Below are 23,500 nucleotides of genomic sequence, written 5' to 3' on the forward strand. Positions count from 1 at the left end.
GGCCCACCGCGGTCACGTCCACGACGGCCACGTCTTCGGTGGCCAAGTGCACCGTGGTCACGTCCACCGTGTGCCCGACCACTGCTGTGACATGCCTGCCTTTGACCCGGTCAACCTGCACAAAGTTGAGTCTATTCCACTCAAGGTGGTCGGGGCCAGCGCCCCCGGGTAGGTTCCGCACCATGGCCATCGACCTGCGCGACCCCGACCCGTCCTACGTCGGCTTCTGGCGCGAGTACCACATGTGCACGCTGACCACGATCCGGCCGGACGGCACCCCGCACGTCGTCGCGGTGGGAGTGACGTACGACCCGGAGGGCGGCGAGAAGGGCATCGCCCGGGTGATCACCAACAAGCACAGCCGCAAGGTCGCCAACGTCCTGGCGGCGGGCCCCGAGGGCGCGAAGGTCGCGGTGTGCCAGGTGGACAAGGGCCGCTGGGCGACGCTGGAGGGTCGCGCGACGGTCCGTACGGAGCCGGATGCCGTCGCGGACGCGGTGGCCCGTTACGCGGACCGGTACGGGCGTACGCCGTCACCTAACCCGGACCGGGTGGTCATCGAGATCGCCCTGACCCGGGCGATGGGCCGCGCCTGAACCGCGCCGGGGCTCCGGCGGCACGGACGCCGGACACGGCGGGACCGGACCCCGGCGGGCGGCGGAGGCTCGGCGGGCGGCGGAGGCTCGGCGGCGGCGCTCGCAGGACACGCGGACAGCACAGCGGCGCCATCGTGTTTCAGGTCCACGATGGCGCCGCTGTGTGGGGGAAGCACCTGAGCGATCTACAACGACGGGGGAATCGCTCAGGCGCTGCGGGGGGTGGCGGTGGTGGTCTCCGGCTCGACGAGCTGGTGGTCACGCTGGTCGAGGTTGACGAAAATCATGCCGTACCTGATGGCACAGCGGACGGGCTGCGGGGCGCCCCGGGGCCTGCGCAGGCACCGGTAGGCGCGGATGTCCTCGTCGTCGCCGCGCGTGATGACGATCGGCTCGCCGAAGAGGGTGACCATCAACGAATCGCCACGGTGCGGCACGGCCGTGACGAGGTCGATGAAATGCCACCCCGAACGGTAGGCGGACGCCATCTCGCGCCGGAAGCGCGAATCGTCGGGGACGTTCATGCCGCTTCGCCCGCCGGTGCGGCATCCCAAGTGGGCTCACGCGGGGCCGCCGGCGCGGCATCCCAAGTAGGCTCACGCGGGGCCGCCGGCGCGGTGTCCCACGTGGGCTCACGCGGGGCCGCCGGTGCGACCTCCCACGTGGGCTCGCCCACGCTGATCGCCGGCGTGGTGTCCCACGTGGGCTCACCCACGCCGCTCGCCGGTGCGGTGTCCCAAGTGGGCTCGCCCAGGCTCGCGGGCACGGCGTCCCATGTGGGTTCGCCCAGACTGCGGCTGGGCGCGACATCCCAAGTGGGCTCGCCTACGGCGACGTTCCCCGCGGGTCCGGACTCCCACGTCGGCTCGCCGCTGGCGGCGAGAGCGCCGAGAGCAGCCGCAGCAACAACAGCTATGGCGCTAAGTGCACGAACCATCCTGGTCATGGACGATCTCCACCTCTTTTTGTCCTTACCTCCTCCCCCGCGCCTATGACGATGGCTCACTCCGAACGCTTCCACCAGCCAGGCCAGGCATCATGTTCCTGAAATACAGGACCCTGAGGGGGGTGCAATGCAGTCGAAAAGGGGCCATTCGGACGCCGGGCACAGTCACGACGAGCTGTGCGAAGCGGGAAAGCGCCTTTACGCGGCCGCTCTTCGCGCTGGCCGGATCGCCCGGTCGGAGGTGGACGCGGCACCCTGCCTCATCGATCTCGCGCTGCTGCACCCCGACCCGGACGAGCCGCAGTGGCTCCGTCCGATCCCGCCGTCCATCGCGCTCAATCAGCTGATACACCCCATCGAGCGCGAGATCCAGCAGCGCAGACAACTGGCCCTCAACCTGGCCGATACTTTCGAGCCGTTCATGACGATCACGGCGTCGTCGGCGCCGCCGAGCGAGGCCATCAACGTCCTCGAAGGGCTCACGCTCATCAACGCCACCCTGGACCGGGTGATGGACGAGTGCTCGGAGGAGCTCCTCACCATCCAGCCGGGCAGCGGCCGCAAGCCCGAGACGGTGAAGGCGGGACTGCGCCGGGTGGAGCCGCTTCTGGGCCGCGGCATCAGGATGCGGACGCTCTACCAGCACACGGCCCGTCACCATTCGGCCACGATGGCCTATGTGGAGCGCATCAGCCCCTACGGGCTGGAGGTCCGCACGCTGGAGGAGATCATCGACCGGCTCATCATCGTGGACCGCAAGGTGGCCTTCGTCCCGGCCCGCCGCGACCGCCAAGTCGCCCTGGAACTCCGCCACGAGGGCCTCGTGCAGTATCTCGTCGGCGTCTTCGACCAGTTCTGGCTACGCGGGGTGCCCTGGGACGAGGAGGTCTCCTACGCTCCCACCGTCGACGGCATAAGCGGCGTCCAGCGCTCCATCGCCAAGCTGCTGGTCGAGGGCCATGTGGACGAGGCCATCGCCCGCCGGCTCGGGATGAACGTACGGACCTGCCGGGCCCACATCGCCAAGCTCGCCTCCGCGCTGGGCAGCGGCAGCCGCGCCCAACTCGGCTATCTCATCGCCCGGTCCGGGATCCTGGAGCAGGAGTCCTGCGAGTGAACGAACGATTCTCCGCCGCCGATGCCGTTGTCGACGTCCAGCTGGACCACACCGCCGGCACCCTCGCCGTCTCCGGTCCCGGCCTGCCGGCCGTACGGCTCGTCCGCGCCCCCGGCACCGAGCCGGACGAGCACGTGCCCATCGGCACCCGCACCCCCGGCGCGCTCACCTTCACCGCCGACGGCGCCCCCGCGCCCATCGCCCCCGCCAAGGGCCGGCTCACCCGCCGCTCGTACCGCGTAGACACGACCGTCGGCGGCACCGCCTACCGGCTCGTCCCCTGCTCGTACGCCGAGAGCCGCCTCCTGCGCGACGGGCGCCGCCTCGGCCTGCTGGACTCCACCGGTGACGGCAGGGTCGGTGCGGAGTGGCTCGACGGGGCCGACGTCACACCGCTGGACCTCGCGGTCGGCACCACCCTCGCCGCGGCCTTCGGGACGGGCGCGCAGCCATGGTGGGAGACGGCGACGGCGTTCGTGGCCGACCTGACCCCGTAGGGGACCCGGGAGAGACGCTGGACGGCGGCTGGACGCGGCTGGGCGGCGGCTGGACGCCCTGAGCGTACGTCAGCCCTGTCCGGGCGCCCACGGGGTGACCTCGACGGCGTCGGTGTTGCCCAGGTCCAGCGGGCCGTCCGACGGCGCCACCGTCTGCGCCGCCGCACCCGGCGCGGGCACGACCGTCAGATAGGCACCGCTCGTCGCCACGATGTCCGCGCGGGTCACCGTGTTCCGCCACAGCAGGGACGCCCTGGCCCGCTCGCCGGGCCGCAGCGTGAACGTGGAGCGGCGCGCCGTTCCGTCGACGCTGTTCGTACCGAGCCGCACCGAGACGTCCAGCTTCTCGCGCTCCTCGTCCAGGACGGCGACATCGGGGTAGCCGCTCACCTCGAAGGGCCGCGTGCCGCAGTTGGTGAGGGTCACGCCCATCGCCCGCAGCCCCATGGCCGCCTCCACGGGACCGGTGGCGACCCGCACACCGGACGGCGGGCACGCGGACGAGGCGGCGGGCGGCGCGGCGGACGGTGACGCGACCGGGGGCGCGGGCGCCCCCGTGCCGCCGGAGCCGGCCGCGGCACCCGTGCCCGTACCCGTACCGGTGCCGCCGCAGCCCACCGCCGTCAGCGACAGCAACACACCGGCCACCCACACGCGCCCCGCCAGGGCTCCGCTCCCCCGTGTCCGCATACGGGAATCCCCACACGCGCGGCGCCCCACGACGCGGAAGGCCCCCTCCGAAGAGGGGGCCTTCCGCGCACGCCGAGACATCGCTCGCAGCTCCGGTCACTCGCCGCGCTTGGTGCCCGGCCGCCACACGACCAACGCGCTCGTCTGCTGCACGTCCTGATACGGCACCAGGTCGCGCCGGTACGAGGCGTGCACCTGCGCCTCGCGCTGGCGCATCGCCGCCGCCGCGCCGTCGACCGCCGCGCTCAGTTCGGCCACCCGGGCCTGGAGCGCGGCGACCTGGTTCTCCAGCTCGATGATCCGCTTGATGCCGGCCAGGTTGATGCCCTCGTTCTGCGACAGCTGCTGCACCTGCCGGAGCAGCTCGATGTCACGGGCCGAGTAGCGCCGGCCGCGGCCGGCCGTACGGTCCGGGGAGACCAGCCCGAGCCGGTCGTACTGGCGCAGCGTCTGCGGGTGAAGCCCGCTCAGCTGGGCCGCCACCGAGATGACGTACACCGGTGTCTCGTCGGTCAGTTCGTAGGCACCGCTACCGAATTCGCGCTGTCGTCGACGTGGGTCCATCGTGGCGTCAAGCCCCCTTCGCGGCCTGGAACAGATCCGCCCGCGGGTCCTCGCCCGCGGTCGCCTCGCGGTACGTCTCCAGCGCCTCGCGCGCCTTGTCGCCGAGCTCCTTGGGCACCGCCACCTCGACGGTGACCAGCAGGTCTCCGCGCGTACCGTCCTTGCGCACGGCGCCCTTGCCCCGGGCGCGCATCGTACGGCCGTTGGGTGTGCCGGCCGGGATCTTCAGCGTGACCGGGGGCCCGCCGAGCGTCGGCACCTTAATCTCACCGCCGAGCGCCGCCTCGTGGAACGCGACGGGCACCGTGACGGTGAGGTTGTCGTCCTTGCGGCCGAACACGGGGTGGGCGTCGACGTGCACGACCACGTACAGGTCGCCTGCCGGTCCGCCCCGCTCGCCGGGCGCGCCCTTGCCGCGCAGCCGGATCCGCTGCCCGTCGGACACGCCCGCCGGGATGCGGACCTGCATGGTGCGCGACGACTTGGCGCGTCCGCTGCCGTGGCAGACGTCGCACGGGTCCTGGGCGATCAGCCCGCGGCCCTTGCAGTCCACGCACGGGTCGGTGAGCGAGAACGAGCCGCTGCCGCCCCGCGACACCTGGCCGGTGCCGACGCAGGTGGGGCAGACCCTCGGGGTGCCGTTCTTGTCGCCGGTGCCCGAGCAGGCGGCGCACGGCTGCTGGCTGGACATCCGCAGCGGGACCGTGGCCCCGTCCACCGCCTCGGTGAAGCTGAGCGTCACCTCGGACTCGATGTCCTGGCCCCGGCGCGGCTGTGTGCGGGTGCCCGCGCCGCCGCGGTTGAACAGCCCGCCGAACACATCGCCGAGGCCGCCGCCGAAGCCGCCCGCGCCGGCGCCGCCGGGCCCGCCCTGGGCGCCCCCGAAGAGGTCGCCCAGGTCGAAGTTGAACGTGCCGCCGGCGCCACCGGGTCCCGGCCGGAAGCCTCCGTTGCCGAACAGGGCGCGCGCCTCGTCGTACTCCTTGCGCTTCTTGGGGTCCCCGAGGACGTCGTTCGCCTCGGAGATCTCCTTGAAGCGCGCCTCGGCGGAGGCGTCGCCCTTGTTGGCGTCCGGGTGGAACTCTCGGGCGAGCTTCCGGTACGCCTTCTTGATCTCGGCCTCGGTGGCGTCCTTGGGGACGCCGAGAACCTTGTAGTAGTCCTTCTCGACGAAGTCCTTCGTACTCATCGACGTCCCTCCTCCCGGACGATCACCACATCCACTACGTCAGCCGGGGGGCCGGCGGCCCGGAGGCCGCCGGTCCCGAGGCTGTCAGCCCTCCTCGGGGCCACCGCTCTCCTCGTCGCCCGACGACTGCTGGTCCTCCTTGGAGGCCGCGGGTGCCGCCCCCGGCTGGGGTTCGGCGACCGCGACCCGCGCGGGGCGGATCGTACGCTCGCCGATCCGGTACCCCGGCTGCAGGATCGCCACGCAGGTCGTCTCGGTGACGTCCGGCGCGTACGAGTGCATCAGGGCCTCGTGGATCGTCGGGTCGAAGGGCTCGCCCTCCTTGCCGAACTGCTGGAGGCCCATCTTCGCGGCGACCGTCTCCAGCGATTCGGCGACCGACTTGAAGCCGCCGACCAGCTCGCCGTGCTCCCGGGCGCGGCCGATGTCGTCGAGTACGGGCAGGAGCTCGGTGAGCAGGCTCGCCACGGCGAGCTCCTTGACCGCGACCCGGTCGCGTTCGACCCGGCGGCGGTAGTTCTGGTACTCGGCCTGGAGCCGCTGGAGGTCCGCGGTGCGCTCGTTGAGCGCCGTACGGGCCTGGTCCAGCTGGGCCGTCAGGCCGGCCGTCTGGTTCACGTCCCCGCCCTGGGCCGCCGGGCCGTCCTCCGTGGAGGGCGCCTCGGCGGCTTCGGCGGCGTCGTCGGGGCCGGCGCCGGAGGGGACGTCGGGCTTCTCCTCGAAGCCCGGGGTCTCCTCCGTCATGCGGCACCGCCCTTCGGCTTCTCGTCGTCCACGATCTCGGCGTCGATGACGTCGTCGTCAGCCTTGGCGCCCTGGCCGTCACCGGCGGTCGCGCCACCGGCCGCCTGGGCCGCCTGCGCGTCGGCGTACATGGCCTGGCCGAGCTTCTGGGAGACGGCCGCGACCTTCTCGGTGGCGGTGCGGATCTCGGCGGTGTCCTCGCCCTTGAGCTTCTCCTTCAGCTCGGTGAGCGCGGTCTCGACCTCGGTCTTCACCTCGCCGGGGACCTTGTCCTCGTTGTCCTTGAGGAACTTCTCCGTCTGGTAGACGAGCTGCTCGCCCTGGTTGCGGGTCTCGGCGGCCTCGCGGCGCTTGTGGTCCTCCTCCGCGTACCGCTCGGCCTCCTCGCGCATCCGGTCGACCTCGTCCTTCGGCAGCGAGGAGCCGCCGGTGACGGTCATCTTCTGCTCCTTGCCCGTGCCCAGGTCCTTCGCGGTCACGTGCATGATGCCGTTGGCGTCGATGTCGAAGGCGACCTCGATCTGCGGGACGCCGCGCGGGGCCGGCGGCAGACCGGTCAGCTCGAACATGCCGAGCTTCTTGTTGTACGCCGCGATCTCGCGCTCGCCCTGGTAGACCTGGATCTGCACCGACGGCTGGTTGTCCTCGGCCGTCGTGAAGATCTCCGAACGCTTCGTCGGGATCGTCGTGTTGCGCTCGATCAGCTTGGTCATGATGCCGCCCTTGGTCTCGATGCCGAGGGACAGCGGGGTGACGTCGAGCAGCAGGACGTCCTTGACCTCGCCCTTCAGAACACCGGCCTGGAGGACGGCGCCGATGGCGACGACCTCGTCCGGGTTCACGCCCTTGTTGGCCTCGCGGCCGCCGGTCAGCTCCTTGACCAGCTCGGCGACGGCCGGCATACGGGTCGAGCCACCGACGAGAACGACGTGGTCGATCTCGGAGAGCTGGATGCCCGCGTCCTTGATGACGTTGTGGAACGGAACCTTGCACCGCTCCAGCAGGTCCTGGGTGAGCTGCTGGAACTGGGCGCGCGTGAGCTTCTCGTCCAGGTGCAGCGGGCCCTCGGCGGAGGCGGTGATGTAGGGCAGGTTGATCGAGGTCTCGGTGGACGAGGACAGCTCGATCTTGGCCTTCTCAGCGGCCTCGCGGAGGCGCTGGAGCGCCATCTTGTCCTTGGACAGGTCGACGCCGTGGCCGCTGAGGAACTGCTTGACCAGGTAGTCGACGACGCGCTGGTCCCAGTCGTCACCACCGAGGTGGTTGTCGCCGTTGGTGGCCTTCACCTCGACCACGCCGTCGCCGATCTCCAGCAGCGACACGTCGAAGGTGCCGCCGCCGAGGTCGAAGACCAGGATGGTCTGGTCGTCCTTGTCGAGGCCGTACGCGAGGGCGGCGGCCGTCGGCTCGTTGACGATGCGCAGGACGTTGAGACCCGCGATCTCGCCGGCCTCCTTGGTGGCCTGGCGCTCGGAGTCGTTGAAGTAGGCCGGGACGGTGATGACGGCGTCCGTGACCTTCTCGCCCAGGTACGCCTCGGCGTCGCGCTTCAGCTTCTGGAGGATGAACGCGGAGATCTGCTGCGGGTTGAAGTTCTTCCCGTCGAGCTCGATCTTCCAGTCGGTGCCCATGTGGCGCTTCACGGACCGGATGGTCCGGTCGACGTTCGTCACCGCCTGCCGCTTGGCGACCTCGCCGACGAGCACCTCGCCGTTCTTGGCGAAGGCGACGACGGACGGCGTGGTCCTGGCGCCCTCGGCGTTGGTGATGACGGTGGGCTCGCCGCCTTCCAGAACGCTGACGACGGAGTTAGTCGTGCCCAGGTCGATGCCGACCGCACGTGCCATTTCGATTCCTCCAGCTGACTTGAGTGGAACAGGCTCAAGGATGCACGACGGCTCTGACAGAGTCAACAGACCTGAGTCGGGCCCGCTCAACTTTTATCCCGCCCTTATGCGCAACACGGGGCGCCGGACCACCCATGGGCCCTGCCGTACCCCTATTGTTCTGGACAAAAGCCGCGACCACCCCAGAACGGTCAGGTGTGTGCCATGCACCCCAAGCGCATCCTGGATCTGACTCTCGGCTCGGCACTGCTGGCCCTCTCCGCCCCGGCGCTCGCCGTCGCCGCGATCGCCACGGCCGCCCCGGGCCTGCTCGCCACCGCGTGCGGCCGCCCCGGAGCCCGCCGCGCGGTGTTCGTCCGGGAGACCAGGACCGGCCTCGGCGGACAGCCCTTCACCCTGCGGACGCTGCCCGTGCGGCGGCTGCGCCTGGACCAGCTGTCCCGCCTCCCCCATGTCGTACGGGGCGAGATGTCGCTCGTCGGGCCCGCGCCGCTCGCGCCGGGCGAGCCCGGCGAGGACGCGCCCTGGCGGCGCGGCGTACGGCCGGGGCTGACCGGACTGGCCCAGGTCAGGCGCGGTTCGCGGCTACCGTGGGATGAGCCGCTGATGCTGGATCAGCACTATGTGGAGCACCATTGGATCGGGCTGGACGTCGCCCTCCTGCTCCGTACGCCCGCGGCCCTGCTCACGGCCCGCCGTGAGAGCGGTGGTCAGGCTCACCTGAGCGACGCAGATCACCGCGTGCGCGGCTACAGTGCGGCGGAATAAGTGGGTACGCTCAGCACGGACTGAATAAGTTACCGCTTAGTAGTGCACTGGGTCAGGACTGAGTCAGTGCGGACCCTGCCACCGCCTCGCAGGCCCGAGGAGCCCCCATGCAACTCGCCGCGATCATCGTGTCGCTGACCCTGACCGTGGTCGGCGTTGCACTCATCGCCCGAGCCGTCGCCCAGATCTGGCGCTTCGTGAAGCTCGGCCAGCCCGTGCCGGCCGGCAGCCGCACGGACGCCCCGAAGCAGCGGACGATCACCCTGGTCAAGGAGTTCCTCGGCCACACCCGGATGAACCGGTGGGGGATCGTCGGCTTCGCGCACTGGTTCGTCGCCATCGGTTTCCTGACCCTGCCGCCCACGCTGGCGCAGGCGTACGGGCAGCTCTTCCAGGCCGACTGGACGCTGCCGGTCATCGGCGGGTTCCTGCCGTTCGAGATGTACATCGAGTTCATCGGCCTGATGACGGTCGTCGGCATCGCCGTGCTCATGGTGATCCGGCTGCTCAGCCTGCCCTCCCGGGCCGGCCGCAAGTCCCGCTTCGCCGGCTCCAAGGCCTGGCAGGCGTACTTCGTCGAGTACATCATCCTGACGATCGGCCTCGCGATCTTGGCGCTGCGCGGCCTGGAGGGCGCGCTGCACCACGTCGACTCGTACGAGGCCGCGTACTTCGTCTCGTACCCGCTCGTCCTCGCCTTCGACGGCCTGAGCGCCGGCACCCTGCAGACCCTGGTCTACTTCACCGCGATGGTGAAGATCGGCACGTCGCTGATCTGGATGATCACCGTGTCCCTCAACACCAACATGGGTGTGGCCTGGCACCGGTTCCTCGGCTTCCCGAACATCTGGTTCAAGCGCAACGCCGACGGCTCCACGGCGCTCGGCGCGCTCCAGCCGATGACGTCCGGCGGCAAGGAGATCGACTTCGAGACGGTCTTCGACGACGAGAGCGGCGAGGAAGCCGTCTTCGGTGTCTCCCAGGTCGAGCACTTCTCCTGGAAGGGCATCCTCGACTTCTCCACCTGCACCGAGTGCGGCCGCTGCCAGTCGCAGTGCCCCGCCTGGAACACGGGCAAGCCCCTGTCGCCCAAGCTGCTCATCATGTCGCTGCGCGACCACGCCCACGCCAAGGCGCCGTACCTGCTGGCCGGCGGCGGCAAGACCATGGAGGGCGAGGAGAAGGCGTCGGCCGAGGCCCTCGCCGGCGTCCCCGCCTCCGCGCTGGCCGAGGCGGAGCGCCCGCTGATCGGCACGGTCGAGGAGAACGGCGTCATCGACCCCGACGTGCTGTGGTCCTGCACCACCTGCGGCGCGTGCGTCGAACAGTGCCCCGTCGACATCGAGCACGTCGACCACATCGTCGACATGCGCCGCTACCAGGTGATGATCGAGTCCGCGTTCCCGTCCGAGGCGGGCACGATGCTCAAGAACCTGGAGAAGAAGGGCAACCCCTGGGGCCTGGCCAAGAAGCAGCGCGTCGAGTGGACCAAGGAGGTCGACTTCGACGTCCCGATCGTCGGCAAGGACATCGAGGACCTGACCGAGGTCGACTACCTGTACTGGGTCGGCTGCGCGGGCGCCCTGGAGGACCGGGCGAAGAAGACCACGAAGGCCTTCGCCGAGCTGCTGCACATGGCGGGCGTCAAGTTCGCGATCATGGGCGGCGACGAGAAGTGCACCGGTGACTCCGCCCGCCGCCTGGGCAACGAGCCGCTGTTCCAGCAGCTCGGCCAGGAGAACGTGGCGATGCTGAACATGGCGTTCGGCGAGGACGAGGACGAGCCCTCGACGCGCAAGCCCAAGGCGTCGAAGAAGATCGTCGCGACCTGCCCGCACTGCTTCAACACGATCGCGAACGAGTACCCGCAGCTGGGCGGCGAGTTCGAGGTCATCCACCACACGCAGCTGCTGCAGCACCTCATCGACGAGGGCAAGCTGATCCCGGTGACCCCGGTCGACGGCCTGATCACCTACCACGACCCGTGCTACCTGGGCCGGCACAACAAGGTCTACACGCCGCCGCGCGAGATCATGTCCGCCGTCCCCGGCCTGCGCCAGCAGGAGATGCACCGCCACAAGGAGCGCGGCTTCTGCTGCGGCGCCGGCGGCGCGCGGATGTGGATGGAGGAGCGCATCGGCAAGCGCATCAACACCGAGCGCGTGGACGAGGCCCTGTCCCTCAACCCGGACATCGTGTCCACGGCCTGCCCGTTCTGCCTCGTCATGCTGACGGACTCGGTCAACGGCAAGAAGAACGAGGGCGCGGCGAAGGAGTCGCTCACCGTCGTGGACGTGGCGCAGCTGCTGCTGGAGTCCGTGAAGACGCCGGTGCGGGACGCGCCGGAGGCACCGGCTGCGGACGCCGCGGCGGAACCGGAGCCGGCGAAGTAACCCTCTTCACCGCTGTACGGCGAGAACGGCCGGACCTGCCTCGGGGGCAGGACCGGCCGTTCTCGCGTTCCGGGGGCGACACGGCGGCCTCCTCGGCCCCGGATCGCCCACCCCGGAACGCCGCCCCCGGATCGCCCACCCCGGATCGCCGACCCCGGATCGCCCACCCCGGATCGCCGACCCGGGGCCCGCTGACGGACTCCACCGGCGGACGCGCCGGAGCGGGGCCCTGGCGAGCCCTGCGAGGGTCACCCTGACCGGGGCCCCGGTCGGCGGCGGTCTGGCCGGAGCCGCGTCGGCGCCCTGCTCGGGGCCCTGCTCGGCGCCCTGGTCGGGGGCCTCGTCGGCGCCCTCGTCGGCGGTCTGGCCGGGGGCCTCGTCGGCGCCCTGACCGGGGCCTCATCGGCGCCCTGGTCGGGGCCCTGCTCGGCGCCCTCGTCGGCGGCCTGGCCGGGGGCCTCATCGGCGCCCTGACCGGGGCCTCATCGGCGCCCTGGTCGGGGCCCTGCTCGGCGCCCTGACGGGTCCGTCGGCGGATCCCCTAGGGGATGTCACAGCTCAGCCGCAAAGGACGCGCACGAGCCGGGCCCGGACGCCGGACACAGCGGGACCTAGTACGTTCATTGACGTGGCTGGATTCAGGATCGGACGCGGCCGGGACAACCGCACCCCGCGACAGCAGAGCACGCAGCAGGCCCCGTACGCGGGCGCGGCCCCGCCGCCCCCGTACGGGCAGCCGCAGCAGCAGTGGCCCCAGGGCGGGCAGAGGCACGGGGAGCCCGAGTACTTCGGCGACCCGTACCACCACCCCGGCCACCCCCAGCAGGCCCCGCACCCGACGCAGGGGCATGGACACGGCCATGGGCACGGCCATGGGCAGGGGCCGGGGCAGGGGCCGGGGCCGGGGCCGGGGCACGACCCGTACGCGGCGAACAACCCGGGGCACACGCGGGCGTTCAGCATCAACGACGACCTGTACGCGGCCGACGGCCCGTACGGCCCCGACGCGGCCCCCATGGCCCCTGCCGCCCCCGCGGCGCCCGCGGGCCCCCGGCTGCCCTGGAAGCAGCTGCTGAGCGGCATCGTGATGCGCCCCGGCCCGACGTTCTGGCAGATGCGCGACCACGCGGTCTGGGCGCCGGCCCTGCTCGTCACGTTCCTCTACGGCCTGCTCGCCCTCTTCGGCTTCGACAAGGCGCGCGAAGAGGCGATCAACGCGACGATCTCGACGGCCATACCGTACGTGCTCGTCACGGGCGTGATGTTCGTGGTCGGTGGTCTCATCCTGGGCGCGGTGACGCACACCCTGGCGCGTCAGCTGGGCGGCACCGGCTCCTGGCAGCCCACGGTGGGCCTGTCGATGCTGATCATGTCGATGACGGACGCGCCGCGGCTGCTGTTCGCGCTGTTCCTGGGCGGTGACAACTCGCTGGTCCAGGTGGTGGGCTGGCTGTCGTGGCTCGCGGCGGGCGCGCTGTTCACGTCGATGGTGAGCAAGTCGCACGACCTGCCCTGGCCGAAGGCGCTGGGCGCGTCGTCGATCCAGCTGATCGCGCTGCTGTCGCTGATCAAGCTCGGCATGCTGTAGGCCCGAGCGCGGGCGGAGCACACGGAGACGCGGAACACACGGAGACCGGAACACACGGAGACCGGAACACACGGAGACCCGGAAAGGCCCCCACCCACAGGGGGCCTTTCCCCTTGCCGCCCCCTGCCCGGGGCGCGCCGTGCAACCTTCCCCCCGCCCGGCGGGTCTCCACGCTGTACGTCCCCGCCCGCACAGCGTGAAAGGCCCCCGTTGCACCAGAAGAGTCTCGTCGTCGCCCGGACCGGTGGCCTCATGGCCGCCGTCGTCCTCGGCAGCCTGCTGGCCGCCGCCCCGCAGGCGGCGGCAGCCGACGTCACCTGCTCGACGAACGTCTACAAGCGGACGTTCTACAAGAACACCTCCTTCTCCGGCACCCCGGTGAGGACCGACTGCGACAGCGCCGTCAGCGAGAGCTGGTCCGGCGTCCCGGTCTCCGGCGTACCGTCGAACAACTTCGGCGTGCGCTGGTCGGTGACCCGCGACTTCGGCTCCGGAGGCCCCTTCACGTTCACCGCCTCCGCCACCGACGGCGTCCGGGTCTACCTGGACGGTGTCCGCAAGATCGACCTGTGGTCGGGCACCGGTGACACCGCCCGCTCCAAGAGCGTCAACCTGACCGTTCCCACCGGCAGGCACACCATCCGCGTCGACTACGTGAACTGGAGCGGCGCGGCGAAGGTCGGGTTCACGTACGTACCCCGGACGTCGGCCACGTACGACAAGACGAGGCCGCTCGCCCCCACCGGCGTGAAGACCGCCTACAACACCACGACCCGCAGGACGACCGTCTCCTGGTCCGCCAACAAGGAGATGGACCTGGCGAGCTACTCCCTCTACCGGCGGCCCGTCAGCTCCAGCACCTGGACCCGGGTCGCCACGACCACCGCGCGCGCCTACACCGACCCGCTCGTGAACCCCGACGACCGCACGCCCTACTACTACGAGGTCTGGGCCACCGACAGGGCGGGCAACGCATCGGCGGGCAGCGCGGACGTCATCGTCCGTCCCCTGCCCGTCGTCACCTCCGTGACCGGCGCCTACGACAAGGCGACCGGCAAGGTCACCCTGAAGTGGCCCCTCAACACCGAGCCGCACTTCGACCACTACACGGTCCTGAGCAACGACAAGGTGGACGGCTCCTACGTCTGGGTACCGCTCGGCACCACCACGGGCAGCACCTGGACCACCGGCCCCGTCACCCCCGACGGCGAGACCCGCCACTACCGCGTCCTCGTCACCAACGACGGCGGCACCACCACGTACAGCCCGGCCTGGCTCGACGCCACCGCCGCCAATGAGCTCTGGCTCGCGATACCCGACGGCATCGCCCCCGTCTACGCCCCCGAGCTGGCGCTGAAGCCCTGCGAGGGCGGCGTCCAGGCGACCGCCACCGACTACGCCCCGGCCCCGCTCCGCGACTTCACCGGCTTCGAGATCGAGCGCCGGGAGGCGGGGGCGAGCACCTGGTCCGTGGCGCTGCGCCAGGGCTACGACCCGCGCCTCACCTTCGCCACGGCCGGCGTCTGCGACCCGTTGCCCGCCGACGGGCGCACCTATGAGTACCGGGCCCGTACCTACGACGCGGCCGGGAACTACTCGCCGTACAGCGAGATCCGTACCCTGACCACGGCAGTACCGGCCGGCTGACGGTCACGGGAACAGCGTGCCCCCGTGCCGCTTCGCCCCGCCGGTCCGACCGGCGGGGCGAAGTGCCGCACGGGACGACGTCCGGCCTACAGCGCTTCCTTGTTCGGCTTCGCCGCCTCGCCCGACCTGCTCACGGGGGGCAGCACGCTCCAGGGGAAGTTGATCCACTCGTCGGTGCGCTTCCAGACGTACTCGCACCGCACCAGCGAATGCGACTTCTCGTAGATGACGGCGCTGCGGACCTCGGCGACATGGTCGAGGCAGAAGTCGTGCACCAGCTTCAGCGTCTTGCCGGTGTCGGCGACGTCGTCGGCGATCAGGACCTTCTTGTTGCTGAAGTCGATCGCGTTGGGAACCGGCGCGAGCATGACGGGCATCTCGAGCGTCGCGCCCACTCCGGTGTAGAACTCCACGTTCACCAGATGGATGTTCTTGCAGTCCAGCGCATAGGCGAGCCCACCGGCGACGAAGACCCCGCCGCGGGCGATGCTGAGCACGACGTCCGGCTCGTAGCCGTCGTCGGCGATGGTCTGGGCGAGCTCGCGGACAGCACGCCCGAACCCTTCGTACGTCAGGTTCTCCCGTACGTCACTCATGCTCACACCTGCGTCCGATGGAAGTTCTGGAAGGACCGCGAGGCGGTGGGCCCGCGCTGCCCCTGGTACCGGGAGCCGTACCGCTCACTGCCGTACGGGAACTCCGCCGGCGAGCTCAGCCGGAACATGCACAGCTGCCCGATCTTCATACCCGGCCAGAGCTTGATCGGCAGAGTCGCGAGATTCGACAGTTCCAGGGTCACATGCCCGGAGAACCCGGGGTCGATGAACCCGGCGGTCGAATGGGTGACCAGCCCCAGCCGCCCCAGCGAACTCTTCCCCTCCAGCCGGGACGCGAGATCGTCGGGCAGCGAGATGACCTCGTACGTCGACGCCAGCACGAACTCGCCGGGGTGGAGGATGAACGCCTCGTCGCCCTCCGGCTCGACCAGCCGCGTCAGATCCGCCTGCTCGACAGCCGGGTCGATGTGGGGGTAGCGGTGGTTCTCGAACACCCGGAAGTAGCGGTCCAGCCGCACATCGATGCTCGAGGGCTGCACCATGGATTCGTCGAACGGGTCGATCCGCACCCGCCCGGCGTCGATCTCGGCCCGGATGTCCTTGTCTGAGAGAAGCACGCCCCGAGGATACGCAGAGCGCGCGGGCCCGCCCCAATCGGACGGACTCCGCGCGCCTCCCACCACGACCGCGCCGCGCTACCGCCGCGCGAGCGTCACGGGCACGGCGTGCCGCAGCCGCGCACAGCGCGGACACCGAATGAGCCGCCCGGGCCCGATCCGACCGGCTCCGAGCTGCTGCATCGGGAACGAAGCGGTACTGAAAACGTGCCCTTCGGCACAGCGGACGACGGTGCGCTCCATGGAGTCCATCAAGCCCTTTCCCCAACAAGCGGTGGACGAGACAGCCACATTAGGGGATCAACAGGACACCGCTCCAGGCGGCACTCCGGGCACCAACCCTACGCCCCAACTCCCGCCCCCCGAGCCCGGATCACCCCCACCACACAACACGCGGGCCCCGCGGCGCGATACACCGGGGGCCTGCGATGAGGTACAGTGAGCGACGATGCGGCCCGAACCTCCGGCCGCCGCGCGGGTGTAGTTTAATGGTAGAACATGAGCTTCCCAAGCTCAGAGCGCGGGTTCGATTCCCGTCACCCGCTCCACGACGAAGGCCCAGGTCGATGACCCGGGCCTTTCTTGTTGTCTGGACGTCTCAGGGGCCGCCGTGGCCTCCGCGTGCTCCCATCTCCGGGACAGGGCCGTCTCCCGATGCGGGTGAGGGGCTGCGTGATCCGCACCACTCCCGACAGAGGAACGTTCCTCCCGCCGGCGCAAACGCGAAGACCCTCCTCGACAAGCCCACGCACGCGCCCGCGCCCGCGCCCAGAGGGGACGTCTCCGCGGGGCCGCACCGGGGCGACCGGTCCCGCACCGTCTGTTCATCGCCGACGAGGTGGAGCACGTGTTCGTCGGCGCTCTCTCGTACCGCATGGCCGACGTGGCGCGGGCCGTCCTCGTCCTGACACCACGTATCAGCGTGGGGCGGGAAAGGGCTCAAGGACCGTCGGTGGCGCTTGCGGGCCGTGGGCGGATGCTGCGACGCCACGTCCGGGTCTGCTCGTTCCAGCTGATGACCACACTGGCATCGCCCTCGGGTGGGGCAGCGAGGGCCTTGAGGTCAGTGTCGATCAGGGCTTGCAGCGCCGCGTCCGGCAGATTCGGCGGTACGTGGAAGCTGAGCCCGGTGCGGTCTTCATGAACGACGATCCAGTAGGAATCCCCGACCTCGAGTTCTTGGACTTCCCGCTCTCGATCCTGCCACCGGTGGACGAGTGCGCGAATGGCGCTGCGAGCGGAGTCGTAGGCGCGCTCGCCGGCCCGGGTGGCGAGCGCTTGGAGGAAGGGGAGCAACGCCGCGCTCCCGATCGCTGCCGCGATCACCACGTAGCCACCGGACGCCGCCCTGAGGGTGAGTTCAGGGAGTCTGCCGTCCTCGTACGGTGCGATGTGCCGGAAGACGGGATGCTCTCGCAGGTCTGGCCACGGTGAACTCCCCAGATCCCAGTGCAGTTGGTCTAGCCCCCGGTTGCGCTGAGGCTCGCCCTCGGGCCAGTGGGAATCGAGATCGTCCAGCCAGTCCTGCAACGTGGCACGGTCGACCCAGAAGTCCCGCTGCAACAAGCGGTCAACCACAGCCATCGCCGCGTGGCTTGCCCGCTCCTGTGCAGTCCGCGGCTCCTCAGCCATCGGGTCCCCCTCCTCGGTGGCGTCGTCGTCCTGCCGGACGCTCTACGGCCGGCGCGGACAAGAGATTCTCCCGCACCGATCAGCGGGCTGCCAATGACCTTTTCCACCCTCACTCTGAGCTGGTCAGGTGAAGGGTGAGGACGGCTGTCGTGGAGGCCAGGGCGGAGATACCGCACCACGGGGCGGAGTCCGAACCCACCAACCCCAGGTCAGGCAAGACGTGGTGGGCCATCTCGGGGCAGATCTGGGCGGACCACCAACTTCCCTTGCGCCTGCGGTGGTAGGGGTGATCAGTCCGGTGCCGCAGTAGCCGCCGTCGGCGATCGTGGTGGTCCTCTCGACCGCCCCGCCTCGAGCCCTCGTACTCCAGTCAGAAGTCGTTGCCTGAGCTGGTTCTCTTTCGGTGATTGAAGGGCACCGCCTCACCGGCGCCTTGTGCCTCGTCGTGGGCGTCCTTCACATAGCCCGGCCCCACCGTCGCACCGTCCAGGGGGCGAACACCGGACGGTGCCGGGTGGTCGGCCGACCCGGACCGTGGCCATGGCCGGCTCGTCGGTGCTGGTGTCGCCATGGATCGCCTTCGACTCATCCGATCCTGTGGCCCCGCGTGCCCGGCACGTCGCGGGTCCGCCATTCGCGGACGTCCGCTATCGGGATCACGTCGAATCCTCGCGGTCGGTCGCTGGTTCGGGAAGCGTTGCGACGAGGATCTCGGCGGCCTGGGTGACGTTGTCCGCGCGGACCGCACGGGCCATGGCGCTCCGTGCCGCATCGGGTGTCGTGTCCGGCGGCACCACCATCAGGGCGAAGTGGTCGCTGTCGCCACGGGTGATGAGGACGGTGTCGTCGCCGAGGGGGAAGGAGTCGAGGTGGACGACACGGTCGTCGACGACCACGCGAGTCGGGACCTCCTCCCAGGCGGCGGTGTCGAGGCCGACCCGCGTGATAGGGCCGAGGTGCCCGGTGAGCACCTGGATCAGGGCGGGCAGCTCGGCCGTCACGTCCCGGGAGCGGGGCCACCACGCGCCGTCCAGGACGCCTTCGCGGGAGTGCGTCGTCTGCAACCTGAGCAGGGCCGTGCCGGGCTTCACCACCTGGTGGATCTCGTCCGGAAGGAGCTTGGAGGGGACGGGGGTGTCGGGTTCGGCCATGGCGGTTCACCTGCCTGCACGGGGGGCGGCACCTCTCAACGACGAGCCGCCGCTGTTCCACGGTACTCCGTGCGTTGGCGGTGAGGACGCTCCCACGGGACGGGCACGCCTCCCACCCGAACGGAAATGGCCTGGTCAGAAGCGCTCGTCCGGCTACGGGGCGGAGTATGCTGGAGATACCGGGAGTAACTCGAACACCCGCTCCCACGCGGACGTCGTTTCCGGCGATCAAGACACTGGGCCGCCCACGGGCGGCCCGGGGACGGGTCCGCAATCATGACCACCCCGACCGCTCCCCTGGTTTCCGCGCGCCTGTCGATGACACCGAAGACCACCCTCACCGGCCTGTTGGACGGCGCGTGGTGGCCCTCTTCACGTGACCTCAAGGCGGAGCTTCCCGCCCTGGTCGACGCGCTGGAGGACCGCTTCGGACGCATCACGCGCGTCATGGTGAACCCCGCTCACTGGCCCGTCGTCCCGCACGAGGTTCCCGCCACCGGGCACACCGTGCGCGTGGGCTGGTTCACCGAACAGGACCCCGACAAGGTGATCCTTCTCTCCTACACCGTCGGCCGCTGCGACCTGCTGGTGATCCCGCCCGGGACCGAACCCGCCGCAGCCGCCCGGCTGATGACCGCTGCCGCGACCCCCGGCAGCGCCCTCACCGCCGGTGTGCTGATGTCCGACGAGACCGCGACCGGCCGCCGTCTGCGGGACGCCCGCAGCGGCGAGGACGCCTGGGAGACCGACGGAGGGCCCGCCCGGCCCCTCCGGCACCCGGTCGTGGGCGCGCGGATGATCTCCCTGCCGGGGAACACGCGGAGATGACGACATGGGAACCCTGCTCGCGCTCGGCATGCGCGTGATCCACCGGCGCAGCGCCCAGCACGGCGCACCCATCGCGGCCTACCATCTCAGCGACGACCCCTTCCCGGCCGTCAGCCGGCCCACCCGGCCCACACAGCCACCCCAAGTCGACAGCGCGAGCCTCCAGCCGCAGGGTCACGGGCACCTGGCGCTGACCTCGGACCACTCCTCCGACCGAGGGCCGCGGGTGGTGCGCCTGACACCCGGGCCAACCCACCCGCCGGCCCCTCGCTCGTACTACGAAGGGAACACACCGTCTTGTCCCCCGCCGAGAACCAGGCGCTGCCGCAGGCAGGGCACGCCGACATCCGTATCGTCGCCGCCACCCCCGAAGCCGCCCGCGCGGTCGCCGAAGTGATTCGCCGCTGCTTCGCCGGAACGGAACAACGCAGCTACCCCGTTCCCGATGGTGGCACCCGGCTGCACCTCACCGTCGACACCGAAACCGCCGCGGAACCCGCCCTCTCCTGGCTCACCACCAGCAGATCGTCCACCCGCACCGGCACCCACGACGACGAGGTCTGAGAAGCATCGGACCCGCGCGTGCACCGAAGGACTCGATCACGGCGATGGAGAGATCGCCACCCGCTCCACGCGAAAGCTCCAGGCCACAGGCCAGACGCTCTGTTGCTGTGTCTGAACCTCCTGAGGGCGGGCCGGTGCCCCGACCCGCCTCGTGCCGGCCTCAGCCGGCCGGTCCCGACTGCGCTGGTACGAGGCCGGGTTCCGGCCTGGGTGGTGCTCCACTCGCACCGACACCAGTGTGCTGGACCGCACGTCGCCAGAGCGGTCCCAGTGAGCGGTAGAAGCGGTCCGGCAGGAAGACAGCGTCAGCGACGAGCATCGCGGCGGAGAAGAGCGGCAGGCCCATGAGCACCGCGATGCCCACGTGCATGATCAGCAGCATGCACAGGACGGGGTACTTGAGTCTGCCGAACAGGACGAACGGGAAGGCGACCTGCAGCAGCACTGTCAGGTAGCAGGCGGCGGCGATCAGTACCTCATGGCTGTCGACCATCCGGGAGAGCGCGGGCCAGGGCTGGAACAGGTGGAGGTTCAGGGCGTAGTGGAGGGCGGTCCCGTTGCCCCAGGTGCCACCCTGCACCTTGTACAGCCCCGCGGAACCGTAGAGGAAGCAGACCTGAGCGGCGATGACGAACATCCCGCAGTTGTGCAGGACGGTGACCACTGTCAGACGGGCGTCGCTGAGATGGCGCCGGAACTCGCCCGCCGCCTGGGGAGAACGGTGTGTTTCTCTCCCCGCCGCCGAGCCGAGCCCGGCCCTGCGTGCGTCGAGGGACCAGCGGCGGCCGCAGGCGGTGAAGACGAGGTACACGGCCATGAGGAGGATGAGGTTGTCACCGCCGTCCGTCATGAGGATCGCCCTGGCGTGGAAGGAGGCGACCACGAGGGCGAACAGCACGGACACCGCCCTGGTGCGCCAGCCCAGCATGAACAGCGCGGACGTGACGACTGCCACGGCGTAGCAGACCTCGAAGTAGGCGCGGCTGTCGGACAGGGTGAGAATGCTGGCCCAGCCCGTCTGGTCGAACAGCTGCCTCGCCAGCGCGGGCGTCCACGGCGAACCGGGCCCCCAGATCTCGTCGCGGTGCGGAAACTCACGCAACAGGAAGACGAGGTAGAGCAGGCCGTATCCGATACGCAGCACCGCCGCCGCGTACAGAGAAACCGGTTGCCCGATCAGGAGGGCGAAGAACGCGGAGATGCGGTCGAGCGTTCGCTGCGTCGCTGGGCGCGTGCCCGCTCCCTCGGTGTCGCACTTCGACGGGGCGGGTGCCCTGGTCGGGGTCGGCTCAGTCGGTGCCATGCGGGGCCACCTTCCACCAGGGCAGGTAACGGGTGTCCACGGGCGCCGCGGCGGCCGCACGGCTGTTCCCTGCCGGGCCGGGGGGGCCGACCGGCTGCGTGACGACCCGCAGCTGGATGGCGTCGAAGGAGCCGCCGCGCAGGTCGGCGACGCGATCCGCCGCGATGTTGCGGAGGTACCGCTGGATCATCACGGCCCGCTCCGAGCGTGGCCGGTCGTCGCCGCCGAGGGTTTCGAGGTAGGAGCTCCAGGCTCGGCGCAGCGTGTTCTGCGTCGTATGGCTCGGGAAGGGGTTGTGCTCGATCGTGGACCGGTCCGCGCCGCTCAGGTCGAACCAGCCGCTCACCTGCACGGTGCCGTGAGGAGCGGTTCGCATGGTCCTCGCCGAGATCTGCCGGTTGACCGACTCGGGGTCCGGGGCGAAGAGTCGCCAATTCTGCTCGAATACCGGAAACACCCACGCGTTGATCTGCTTGCCGTACTGCTGCGAGATCGTATTCGCAGGCGCCACGTGGAGAAAGACAAGGACCACATGAACGAGCGTTGTCATCAGGCACAGGACTACGGCGGCCCCTGTGGCCGCCTTCAGCAAGCGACTCGCCTTTCCTGAACCACCATGAGAAGCAGGAGGCGTGCCGCTGCGGCCACTTTCAGGCGGTCCGGCTCTCAGGTGCTCCGATTCCTTCGATTCCGCTGGCTCGACGTCGCTCAGCACGGCCCCACCCGGCCTTCCCATCCCGACTGTTTTCCGCTTCTTCCGGATTCCACGCGTGGCGCGCGACGGAATCGAAGACGATCCGCCGCGCGCCACGCGCCCCACTCACGTATGCGGGCGCCTGCACATGTGCTCAGACCCCGTAGGGACCTGTGCGGGACTCAACGCCGCGCCTACCACTGCGTACGGGAGCTCACTTGTCGCCGTAACCGCCGGGCTTGCCCGGCTTGTCGTGGTCGCCCTTGCCGTCGTGGCCGTGCCCCGGCTTGCCCGGCTTGCCGTGGTCGTCGTGCCCGTGCCCCGGCTTGCCGGGCTTGCCGTGGTCGTCGTGCCCGTGCCCCGGCTTGCCCGGCTTGCCGTGGTCGTCGTGCCCGTGCCCCGGCTTGCCCGGCTTGCCGTGGTCGTCGTGGCCGCCATGGCCGTCACCGGGCTTGCCGGGCTTGCCGGGCTTGCCGGGCTTGCCGGGCTTGCCGGGCTTGCCGGGCGGCTTGGGAAGGCCTCCGCCCGTGACACCACCGATCGTCGCGCCCGTCGTGCCACCCGTGGTGCCCGCGATCAGGCCACCCGTGGTCACTCCACCAAGCACTCCACCGACAGCGCCACCGGTGCCGCCGCCCGTCGTCACGCCGCCGAGTACACCGCCGACGCCTCCGGTGGTGCCCCCGTTCGTCCCGCCAGTCGTGCCGGCGATCACGCCACCCGTGGCGGTTCCGCCGTTGGTGCCGCCCGTGGTGGTCCCGCCGTTGGTGTCCCCGGCACACGCCGGCCGGGTGATCGTGTTGGTGTCCAGCGTCACGGACCCGTTCCGGGCCAGCGCCCGGCCGACGAGGTCCGCGTCCGTGGTGGCGCTGATCGACGTCATGGCCATGATGGTGCCGACGAAGTCGGAGTTCGTACCGAGCGTGGCGGAGCTGCCGATCTGCCAGAACACGTTGCACGGCGAGGCGCCGTTGATGAGGCTCACGTTGCTGTTGGAAGCCGTCGTCAGGCCCGAACCGACCTGGAAGACCCAGATGGCATCGGGGTTGTTCTCGCCGTCCAGGGTGAGCGTGCCGGTGAGGCCGAGAGTGGACGACGCCGTGTAGACGCCCGGTACCAGCGTCAAACCGCCGGCGTCCGGAGGAAGTGCGCCGTCCGAGGACTGTCCGGCCGCGTTGTTGTACGCCGCGACCAGGTCGCTCTTGGCACCGGCGGCCACCGCGTCCGCGGAGTGGAACGTCCCGTTCACCAGCCCCGGGGGGAAACCGGAAATGGCCGTCCCGGGGTGCACTCCGACATCTCCGGTGATGACCGAAGGCCCGGTGTTGGTGACCGACTCACCGGCCAGAACCGCGAAGCTGTCGGCGGTTCCCAGAGGTACGGGCAAGGCGACCGCGTTTGCCCGTGTCGGCGTCACTGCCACGACGACGGCGGCGACCAGCACCGCGAGCGCCGCTGTCAACCAGGCAGATGTTCTGCGCCATTGAGGCGCGTCATGGATGTCCAGTGTCATGGAGAAGCCAGCTCCTGAGGGGATGATGGCGTGATCGGCAAATTCCGGGCCGTCC

The 23,500-nt window shown here is 70.4% G+C and carries 23 protein-coding genes and 1 tRNA gene; 11 read left to right on the plus strand and 13 right to left on the minus strand.

Going from position 1 to position 23,500, the window contains the following annotated elements:
• Positions 1 to 182 precede the first annotated feature (182 nt).
• Entirely contained in the window at positions 183 to 596 is a 414-nt protein-coding gene (locus ACGF5U_RS12420; RefSeq protein WP_392710007.1) for a pyridoxamine 5'-phosphate oxidase family protein, read from the plus strand.
• A gap of 206 nt (positions 597 to 802) precedes the next feature.
• On the opposite strand, the gene ACGF5U_RS12425 is transcribed toward ACGF5U_RS12420, so the two are convergent.
• Complete coding sequence (locus ACGF5U_RS12425; protein ID WP_392710008.1) at positions 803 to 1,120, minus strand: (2Fe-2S)-binding protein; 318 nt, start codon at positions 1,118 to 1,120, stop codon at positions 803 to 805.
• Between the two features lie 549 nt (positions 1,121 to 1,669).
• Between ACGF5U_RS12425 and ACGF5U_RS12430 the strand changes: the two genes are divergently transcribed.
• Both ACGF5U_RS12430 and ACGF5U_RS12435 read left to right on the plus strand, forming a co-directional pair.
• Positions 1,670 to 2,659: a helix-turn-helix transcriptional regulator gene (locus ACGF5U_RS12430; RefSeq protein ID WP_392818378.1), complete on the plus strand. Its 990-nt coding sequence runs from the start codon at positions 1,670 to 1,672 to the stop codon at positions 2,657 to 2,659.
• Positions 2,656 to 3,156: a hypothetical protein gene (locus ACGF5U_RS12435; RefSeq protein ID WP_392710009.1), complete on the plus strand. Its 501-nt coding sequence runs from the start codon at positions 2,656 to 2,658 to the stop codon at positions 3,154 to 3,156. The genes ACGF5U_RS12430 and ACGF5U_RS12435 overlap by 4 nt, the downstream gene beginning before the upstream one ends.
• 69 nt (positions 3,157 to 3,225) lie before the next feature.
• Here ACGF5U_RS12435 and ACGF5U_RS12440 read toward each other — a convergent pair whose 3' ends face one another.
• The 5 genes from ACGF5U_RS12440 to dnaK all read right to left on the minus strand — a co-directional run bounded on the left by ACGF5U_RS12440 (position 3,226) and on the right by dnaK (position 8,190).
• The gene (locus tag ACGF5U_RS12440) at positions 3,226 to 3,846 is read right to left on the minus strand and encodes a DUF4232 domain-containing protein (RefSeq protein WP_392710010.1); all 621 of its coding nucleotides are present in this window, start codon (positions 3,844 to 3,846) and stop codon (positions 3,226 to 3,228) included.
• 96 nt (positions 3,847 to 3,942) lie between these two features.
• Complete coding sequence (locus tag ACGF5U_RS12445) at positions 3,943 to 4,410, minus strand: heat shock protein transcriptional repressor HspR (RefSeq protein ID WP_392710011.1); 468 nt, start codon at positions 4,408 to 4,410, stop codon at positions 3,943 to 3,945.
• Between the two features lie 7 nt (positions 4,411 to 4,417).
• Positions 4,418 to 5,599 (minus strand): molecular chaperone DnaJ, encoded by a 1,182-nt coding sequence (gene dnaJ / locus ACGF5U_RS12450; RefSeq protein ID WP_392710012.1) that lies wholly within the window; start codon positions 5,597 to 5,599, stop codon positions 4,418 to 4,420.
• Between the two features lie 84 nt (positions 5,600 to 5,683).
• Positions 5,684 to 6,343: a nucleotide exchange factor GrpE gene (gene grpE, locus ACGF5U_RS12455; RefSeq protein WP_392710013.1), complete on the minus strand. Its 660-nt coding sequence runs from the start codon at positions 6,341 to 6,343 to the stop codon at positions 5,684 to 5,686.
• The gene (gene dnaK, locus ACGF5U_RS12460) at positions 6,340 to 8,190 is read right to left on the minus strand and encodes a molecular chaperone DnaK (RefSeq protein ID WP_392710014.1); all 1,851 of its coding nucleotides are present in this window, start codon (positions 8,188 to 8,190) and stop codon (positions 6,340 to 6,342) included. The genes grpE and dnaK overlap by 4 nt, the downstream gene beginning before the upstream one ends.
• Before the next feature lie 204 nt (positions 8,191 to 8,394).
• Here dnaK and ACGF5U_RS12465 point away from each other — a divergent pair, with 204 nt between their 5' ends.
• The 5 genes from ACGF5U_RS12465 (at position 8,395) to ACGF5U_RS12485 (ending at position 14,586) form a co-directional block, all read left to right on the plus strand.
• Complete coding sequence (locus tag ACGF5U_RS12465; protein WP_392710015.1) at positions 8,395 to 8,958, plus strand: sugar transferase; 564 nt, start codon at positions 8,395 to 8,397, stop codon at positions 8,956 to 8,958.
• 107 nt (positions 8,959 to 9,065) lie between these two features.
• The gene (locus tag ACGF5U_RS12470; protein ID WP_392710016.1) at positions 9,066 to 11,351 is read left to right on the plus strand and encodes a (Fe-S)-binding protein; all 2,286 of its coding nucleotides are present in this window, start codon (positions 9,066 to 9,068) and stop codon (positions 11,349 to 11,351) included.
• A 303-nt stretch (positions 11,352 to 11,654) separates the two neighbouring features.
• The gene (locus ACGF5U_RS12475) at positions 11,655 to 11,825 is read left to right on the plus strand and encodes a hypothetical protein (protein WP_392710639.1); all 171 of its coding nucleotides are present in this window, start codon (positions 11,655 to 11,657) and stop codon (positions 11,823 to 11,825) included.
• A gap of 154 nt (positions 11,826 to 11,979) precedes the next feature.
• Positions 11,980 to 12,939 (plus strand): Yip1 family protein, encoded by a 960-nt coding sequence (locus ACGF5U_RS12480; RefSeq protein ID WP_392710017.1) that lies wholly within the window; start codon positions 11,980 to 11,982, stop codon positions 12,937 to 12,939.
• Positions 12,940 to 13,149: 210 nt separating this feature from the next.
• Positions 13,150 to 14,586, plus strand: a complete 1,437-nt coding sequence (locus tag ACGF5U_RS12485; protein WP_392710018.1) for a PA14 domain-containing protein — start codon at positions 13,150 to 13,152, stop codon at positions 14,584 to 14,586.
• Between the two features lie 86 nt (positions 14,587 to 14,672).
• Here the strand turns inward: ACGF5U_RS12485 and ACGF5U_RS12490 are convergent, their stop codons facing one another.
• Positions 14,673 to 15,182 carry a phosphoribosyltransferase gene (locus tag ACGF5U_RS12490; RefSeq protein ID WP_392710019.1) on the minus strand — a complete coding sequence of 170 codons (510 nt, stop codon included), beginning with the start codon at positions 15,180 to 15,182 and terminating at the stop codon, positions 14,673 to 14,675.
• A gap of 2 nt (positions 15,183 to 15,184) precedes the next feature.
• Complete coding sequence (gene dcd / locus ACGF5U_RS12495; protein WP_392710020.1) at positions 15,185 to 15,760, minus strand: dCTP deaminase; 576 nt, start codon at positions 15,758 to 15,760, stop codon at positions 15,185 to 15,187.
• Between the two features lie 474 nt (positions 15,761 to 16,234).
• Between dcd and ACGF5U_RS12500 the strand changes: the two genes are divergently transcribed.
• Positions 16,235 to 16,308: transfer RNA gene (locus ACGF5U_RS12500), tRNA-Gly, on the plus strand.
• Between the two features lie 391 nt (positions 16,309 to 16,699).
• On the opposite strand, the gene ACGF5U_RS12505 is transcribed toward ACGF5U_RS12500, so the two are convergent.
• Together ACGF5U_RS12505 and ACGF5U_RS12510 are read right to left on the minus strand one after the other, a co-directional pair.
• Complete coding sequence (locus tag ACGF5U_RS12505; protein ID WP_392710021.1) at positions 16,700 to 17,392, minus strand: hypothetical protein; 693 nt, start codon at positions 17,390 to 17,392, stop codon at positions 16,700 to 16,702.
• A 656-nt stretch (positions 17,393 to 18,048) separates the two neighbouring features.
• Complete coding sequence (locus ACGF5U_RS12510; protein WP_392710022.1) at positions 18,049 to 18,543, minus strand: DUF5994 family protein; 495 nt, start codon at positions 18,541 to 18,543, stop codon at positions 18,049 to 18,051.
• A 276-nt stretch (positions 18,544 to 18,819) separates the two neighbouring features.
• Between ACGF5U_RS12510 and ACGF5U_RS12515 the strand changes: the two genes are divergently transcribed.
• Together ACGF5U_RS12515 and ACGF5U_RS12520 are read left to right on the plus strand one after the other, a co-directional pair.
• The gene (locus ACGF5U_RS12515; RefSeq protein ID WP_392710023.1) at positions 18,820 to 19,371 is read left to right on the plus strand and encodes a DUF5994 family protein; all 552 of its coding nucleotides are present in this window, start codon (positions 18,820 to 18,822) and stop codon (positions 19,369 to 19,371) included.
• A 297-nt stretch (positions 19,372 to 19,668) separates the two neighbouring features.
• Positions 19,669 to 19,935 carry a hypothetical protein gene (locus ACGF5U_RS12520; protein ID WP_392710024.1) on the plus strand — a complete coding sequence of 89 codons (267 nt, stop codon included), beginning with the start codon at positions 19,669 to 19,671 and terminating at the stop codon, positions 19,933 to 19,935.
• A gap of 160 nt (positions 19,936 to 20,095) precedes the next feature.
• Here ACGF5U_RS12520 and ACGF5U_RS12525 read toward each other — a convergent pair whose 3' ends face one another.
• The 3 genes from ACGF5U_RS12525 to ACGF5U_RS12535 all read right to left on the minus strand — a co-directional run bounded on the left by ACGF5U_RS12525 (position 20,096) and on the right by ACGF5U_RS12535 (position 23,445).
• Positions 20,096 to 21,238: an HTTM domain-containing protein gene (locus ACGF5U_RS12525; protein ID WP_392710025.1), complete on the minus strand. Its 1,143-nt coding sequence runs from the start codon at positions 21,236 to 21,238 to the stop codon at positions 20,096 to 20,098.
• Positions 21,225 to 21,830, minus strand: a complete 606-nt coding sequence (locus ACGF5U_RS12530; protein ID WP_392710026.1) for a DUF5819 family protein — start codon at positions 21,828 to 21,830, stop codon at positions 21,225 to 21,227. The genes ACGF5U_RS12525 and ACGF5U_RS12530 overlap by 14 nt, the downstream gene beginning before the upstream one ends.
• 316 nt (positions 21,831 to 22,146) lie before the next feature.
• Positions 22,147 to 23,445, minus strand: a complete 1,299-nt coding sequence (locus ACGF5U_RS12535) for an ice-binding family protein (RefSeq protein WP_392710028.1) — start codon at positions 23,443 to 23,445, stop codon at positions 22,147 to 22,149.
• Positions 23,446 to 23,500: the final 55 nt, after the last annotated feature.

Origin of the sequence: Streptomyces sp. NPDC047886 (assembly GCF_043204435.1) — a bacterium.
In the GTDB taxonomy this organism is placed as follows: domain Bacteria; phylum Actinomycetota; class Actinomycetes; order Streptomycetales; family Streptomycetaceae; genus Streptomyces.

Excerpts from the sequence above, each read along its gene's own strand:
- ACGF5U_RS12420 (WP_392710007.1), top strand. The coding sequence starts at position 183 with ATGGCCATCGACCTGCGCGACCCCGACCCGTCCTACGTCGGCTTCTGG.
- ACGF5U_RS12425 (WP_392710008.1), bottom strand. The coding sequence starts at position 1,120 with ATGAACGTCCCCGACGATTCGCGCTTCCGGCGCGAGATGGCGTCCGCC.
- ACGF5U_RS12430 (WP_392818378.1), top strand. The coding sequence starts at position 1,670 with ATGCAGTCGAAAAGGGGCCATTCGGACGCCGGGCACAGTCACGACGAG.
- ACGF5U_RS12440 (WP_392710010.1), bottom strand. The coding sequence starts at position 3,846 with ATGCGGACACGGGGGAGCGGAGCCCTGGCGGGGCGCGTGTGGGTGGCC.
- ACGF5U_RS12445 (WP_392710011.1), bottom strand. The coding sequence starts at position 4,410 with ATGGACCCACGTCGACGACAGCGCGAATTCGGTAGCGGTGCCTACGAA.
- dnaJ (WP_392710012.1), bottom strand. The coding sequence starts at position 5,599 with ATGAGTACGAAGGACTTCGTCGAGAAGGACTACTACAAGGTTCTCGGC.
- grpE (WP_392710013.1), bottom strand. The coding sequence starts at position 6,343 with ATGACGGAGGAGACCCCGGGCTTCGAGGAGAAGCCCGACGTCCCCTCC.
- dnaK (WP_392710014.1), bottom strand. The coding sequence starts at position 8,190 with ATGGCACGTGCGGTCGGCATCGACCTGGGCACGACTAACTCCGTCGTC.
- ACGF5U_RS12465 (WP_392710015.1), top strand. The coding sequence starts at position 8,395 with ATGCACCCCAAGCGCATCCTGGATCTGACTCTCGGCTCGGCACTGCTG.
- ACGF5U_RS12470 (WP_392710016.1), top strand. The coding sequence starts at position 9,066 with ATGCAACTCGCCGCGATCATCGTGTCGCTGACCCTGACCGTGGTCGGC.
- ACGF5U_RS12490 (WP_392710019.1), bottom strand. The coding sequence starts at position 15,182 with ATGAGTGACGTACGGGAGAACCTGACGTACGAAGGGTTCGGGCGTGCT.
- ACGF5U_RS12505 (WP_392710021.1), bottom strand. The coding sequence starts at position 17,392 with ATGGCTGAGGAGCCGCGGACTGCACAGGAGCGGGCAAGCCACGCGGCG.
- ACGF5U_RS12510 (WP_392710022.1), bottom strand. The coding sequence starts at position 18,543 with ATGGCCGAACCCGACACCCCCGTCCCCTCCAAGCTCCTTCCGGACGAG.
- ACGF5U_RS12515 (WP_392710023.1), top strand. The coding sequence starts at position 18,820 with ATGACCACCCCGACCGCTCCCCTGGTTTCCGCGCGCCTGTCGATGACA.
- ACGF5U_RS12525 (WP_392710025.1), bottom strand. The coding sequence starts at position 21,238 with ATGGCACCGACTGAGCCGACCCCGACCAGGGCACCCGCCCCGTCGAAG.
- ACGF5U_RS12535 (WP_392710028.1), bottom strand. The coding sequence starts at position 23,445 with ATGACACTGGACATCCATGACGCGCCTCAATGGCGCAGAACATCTGCC.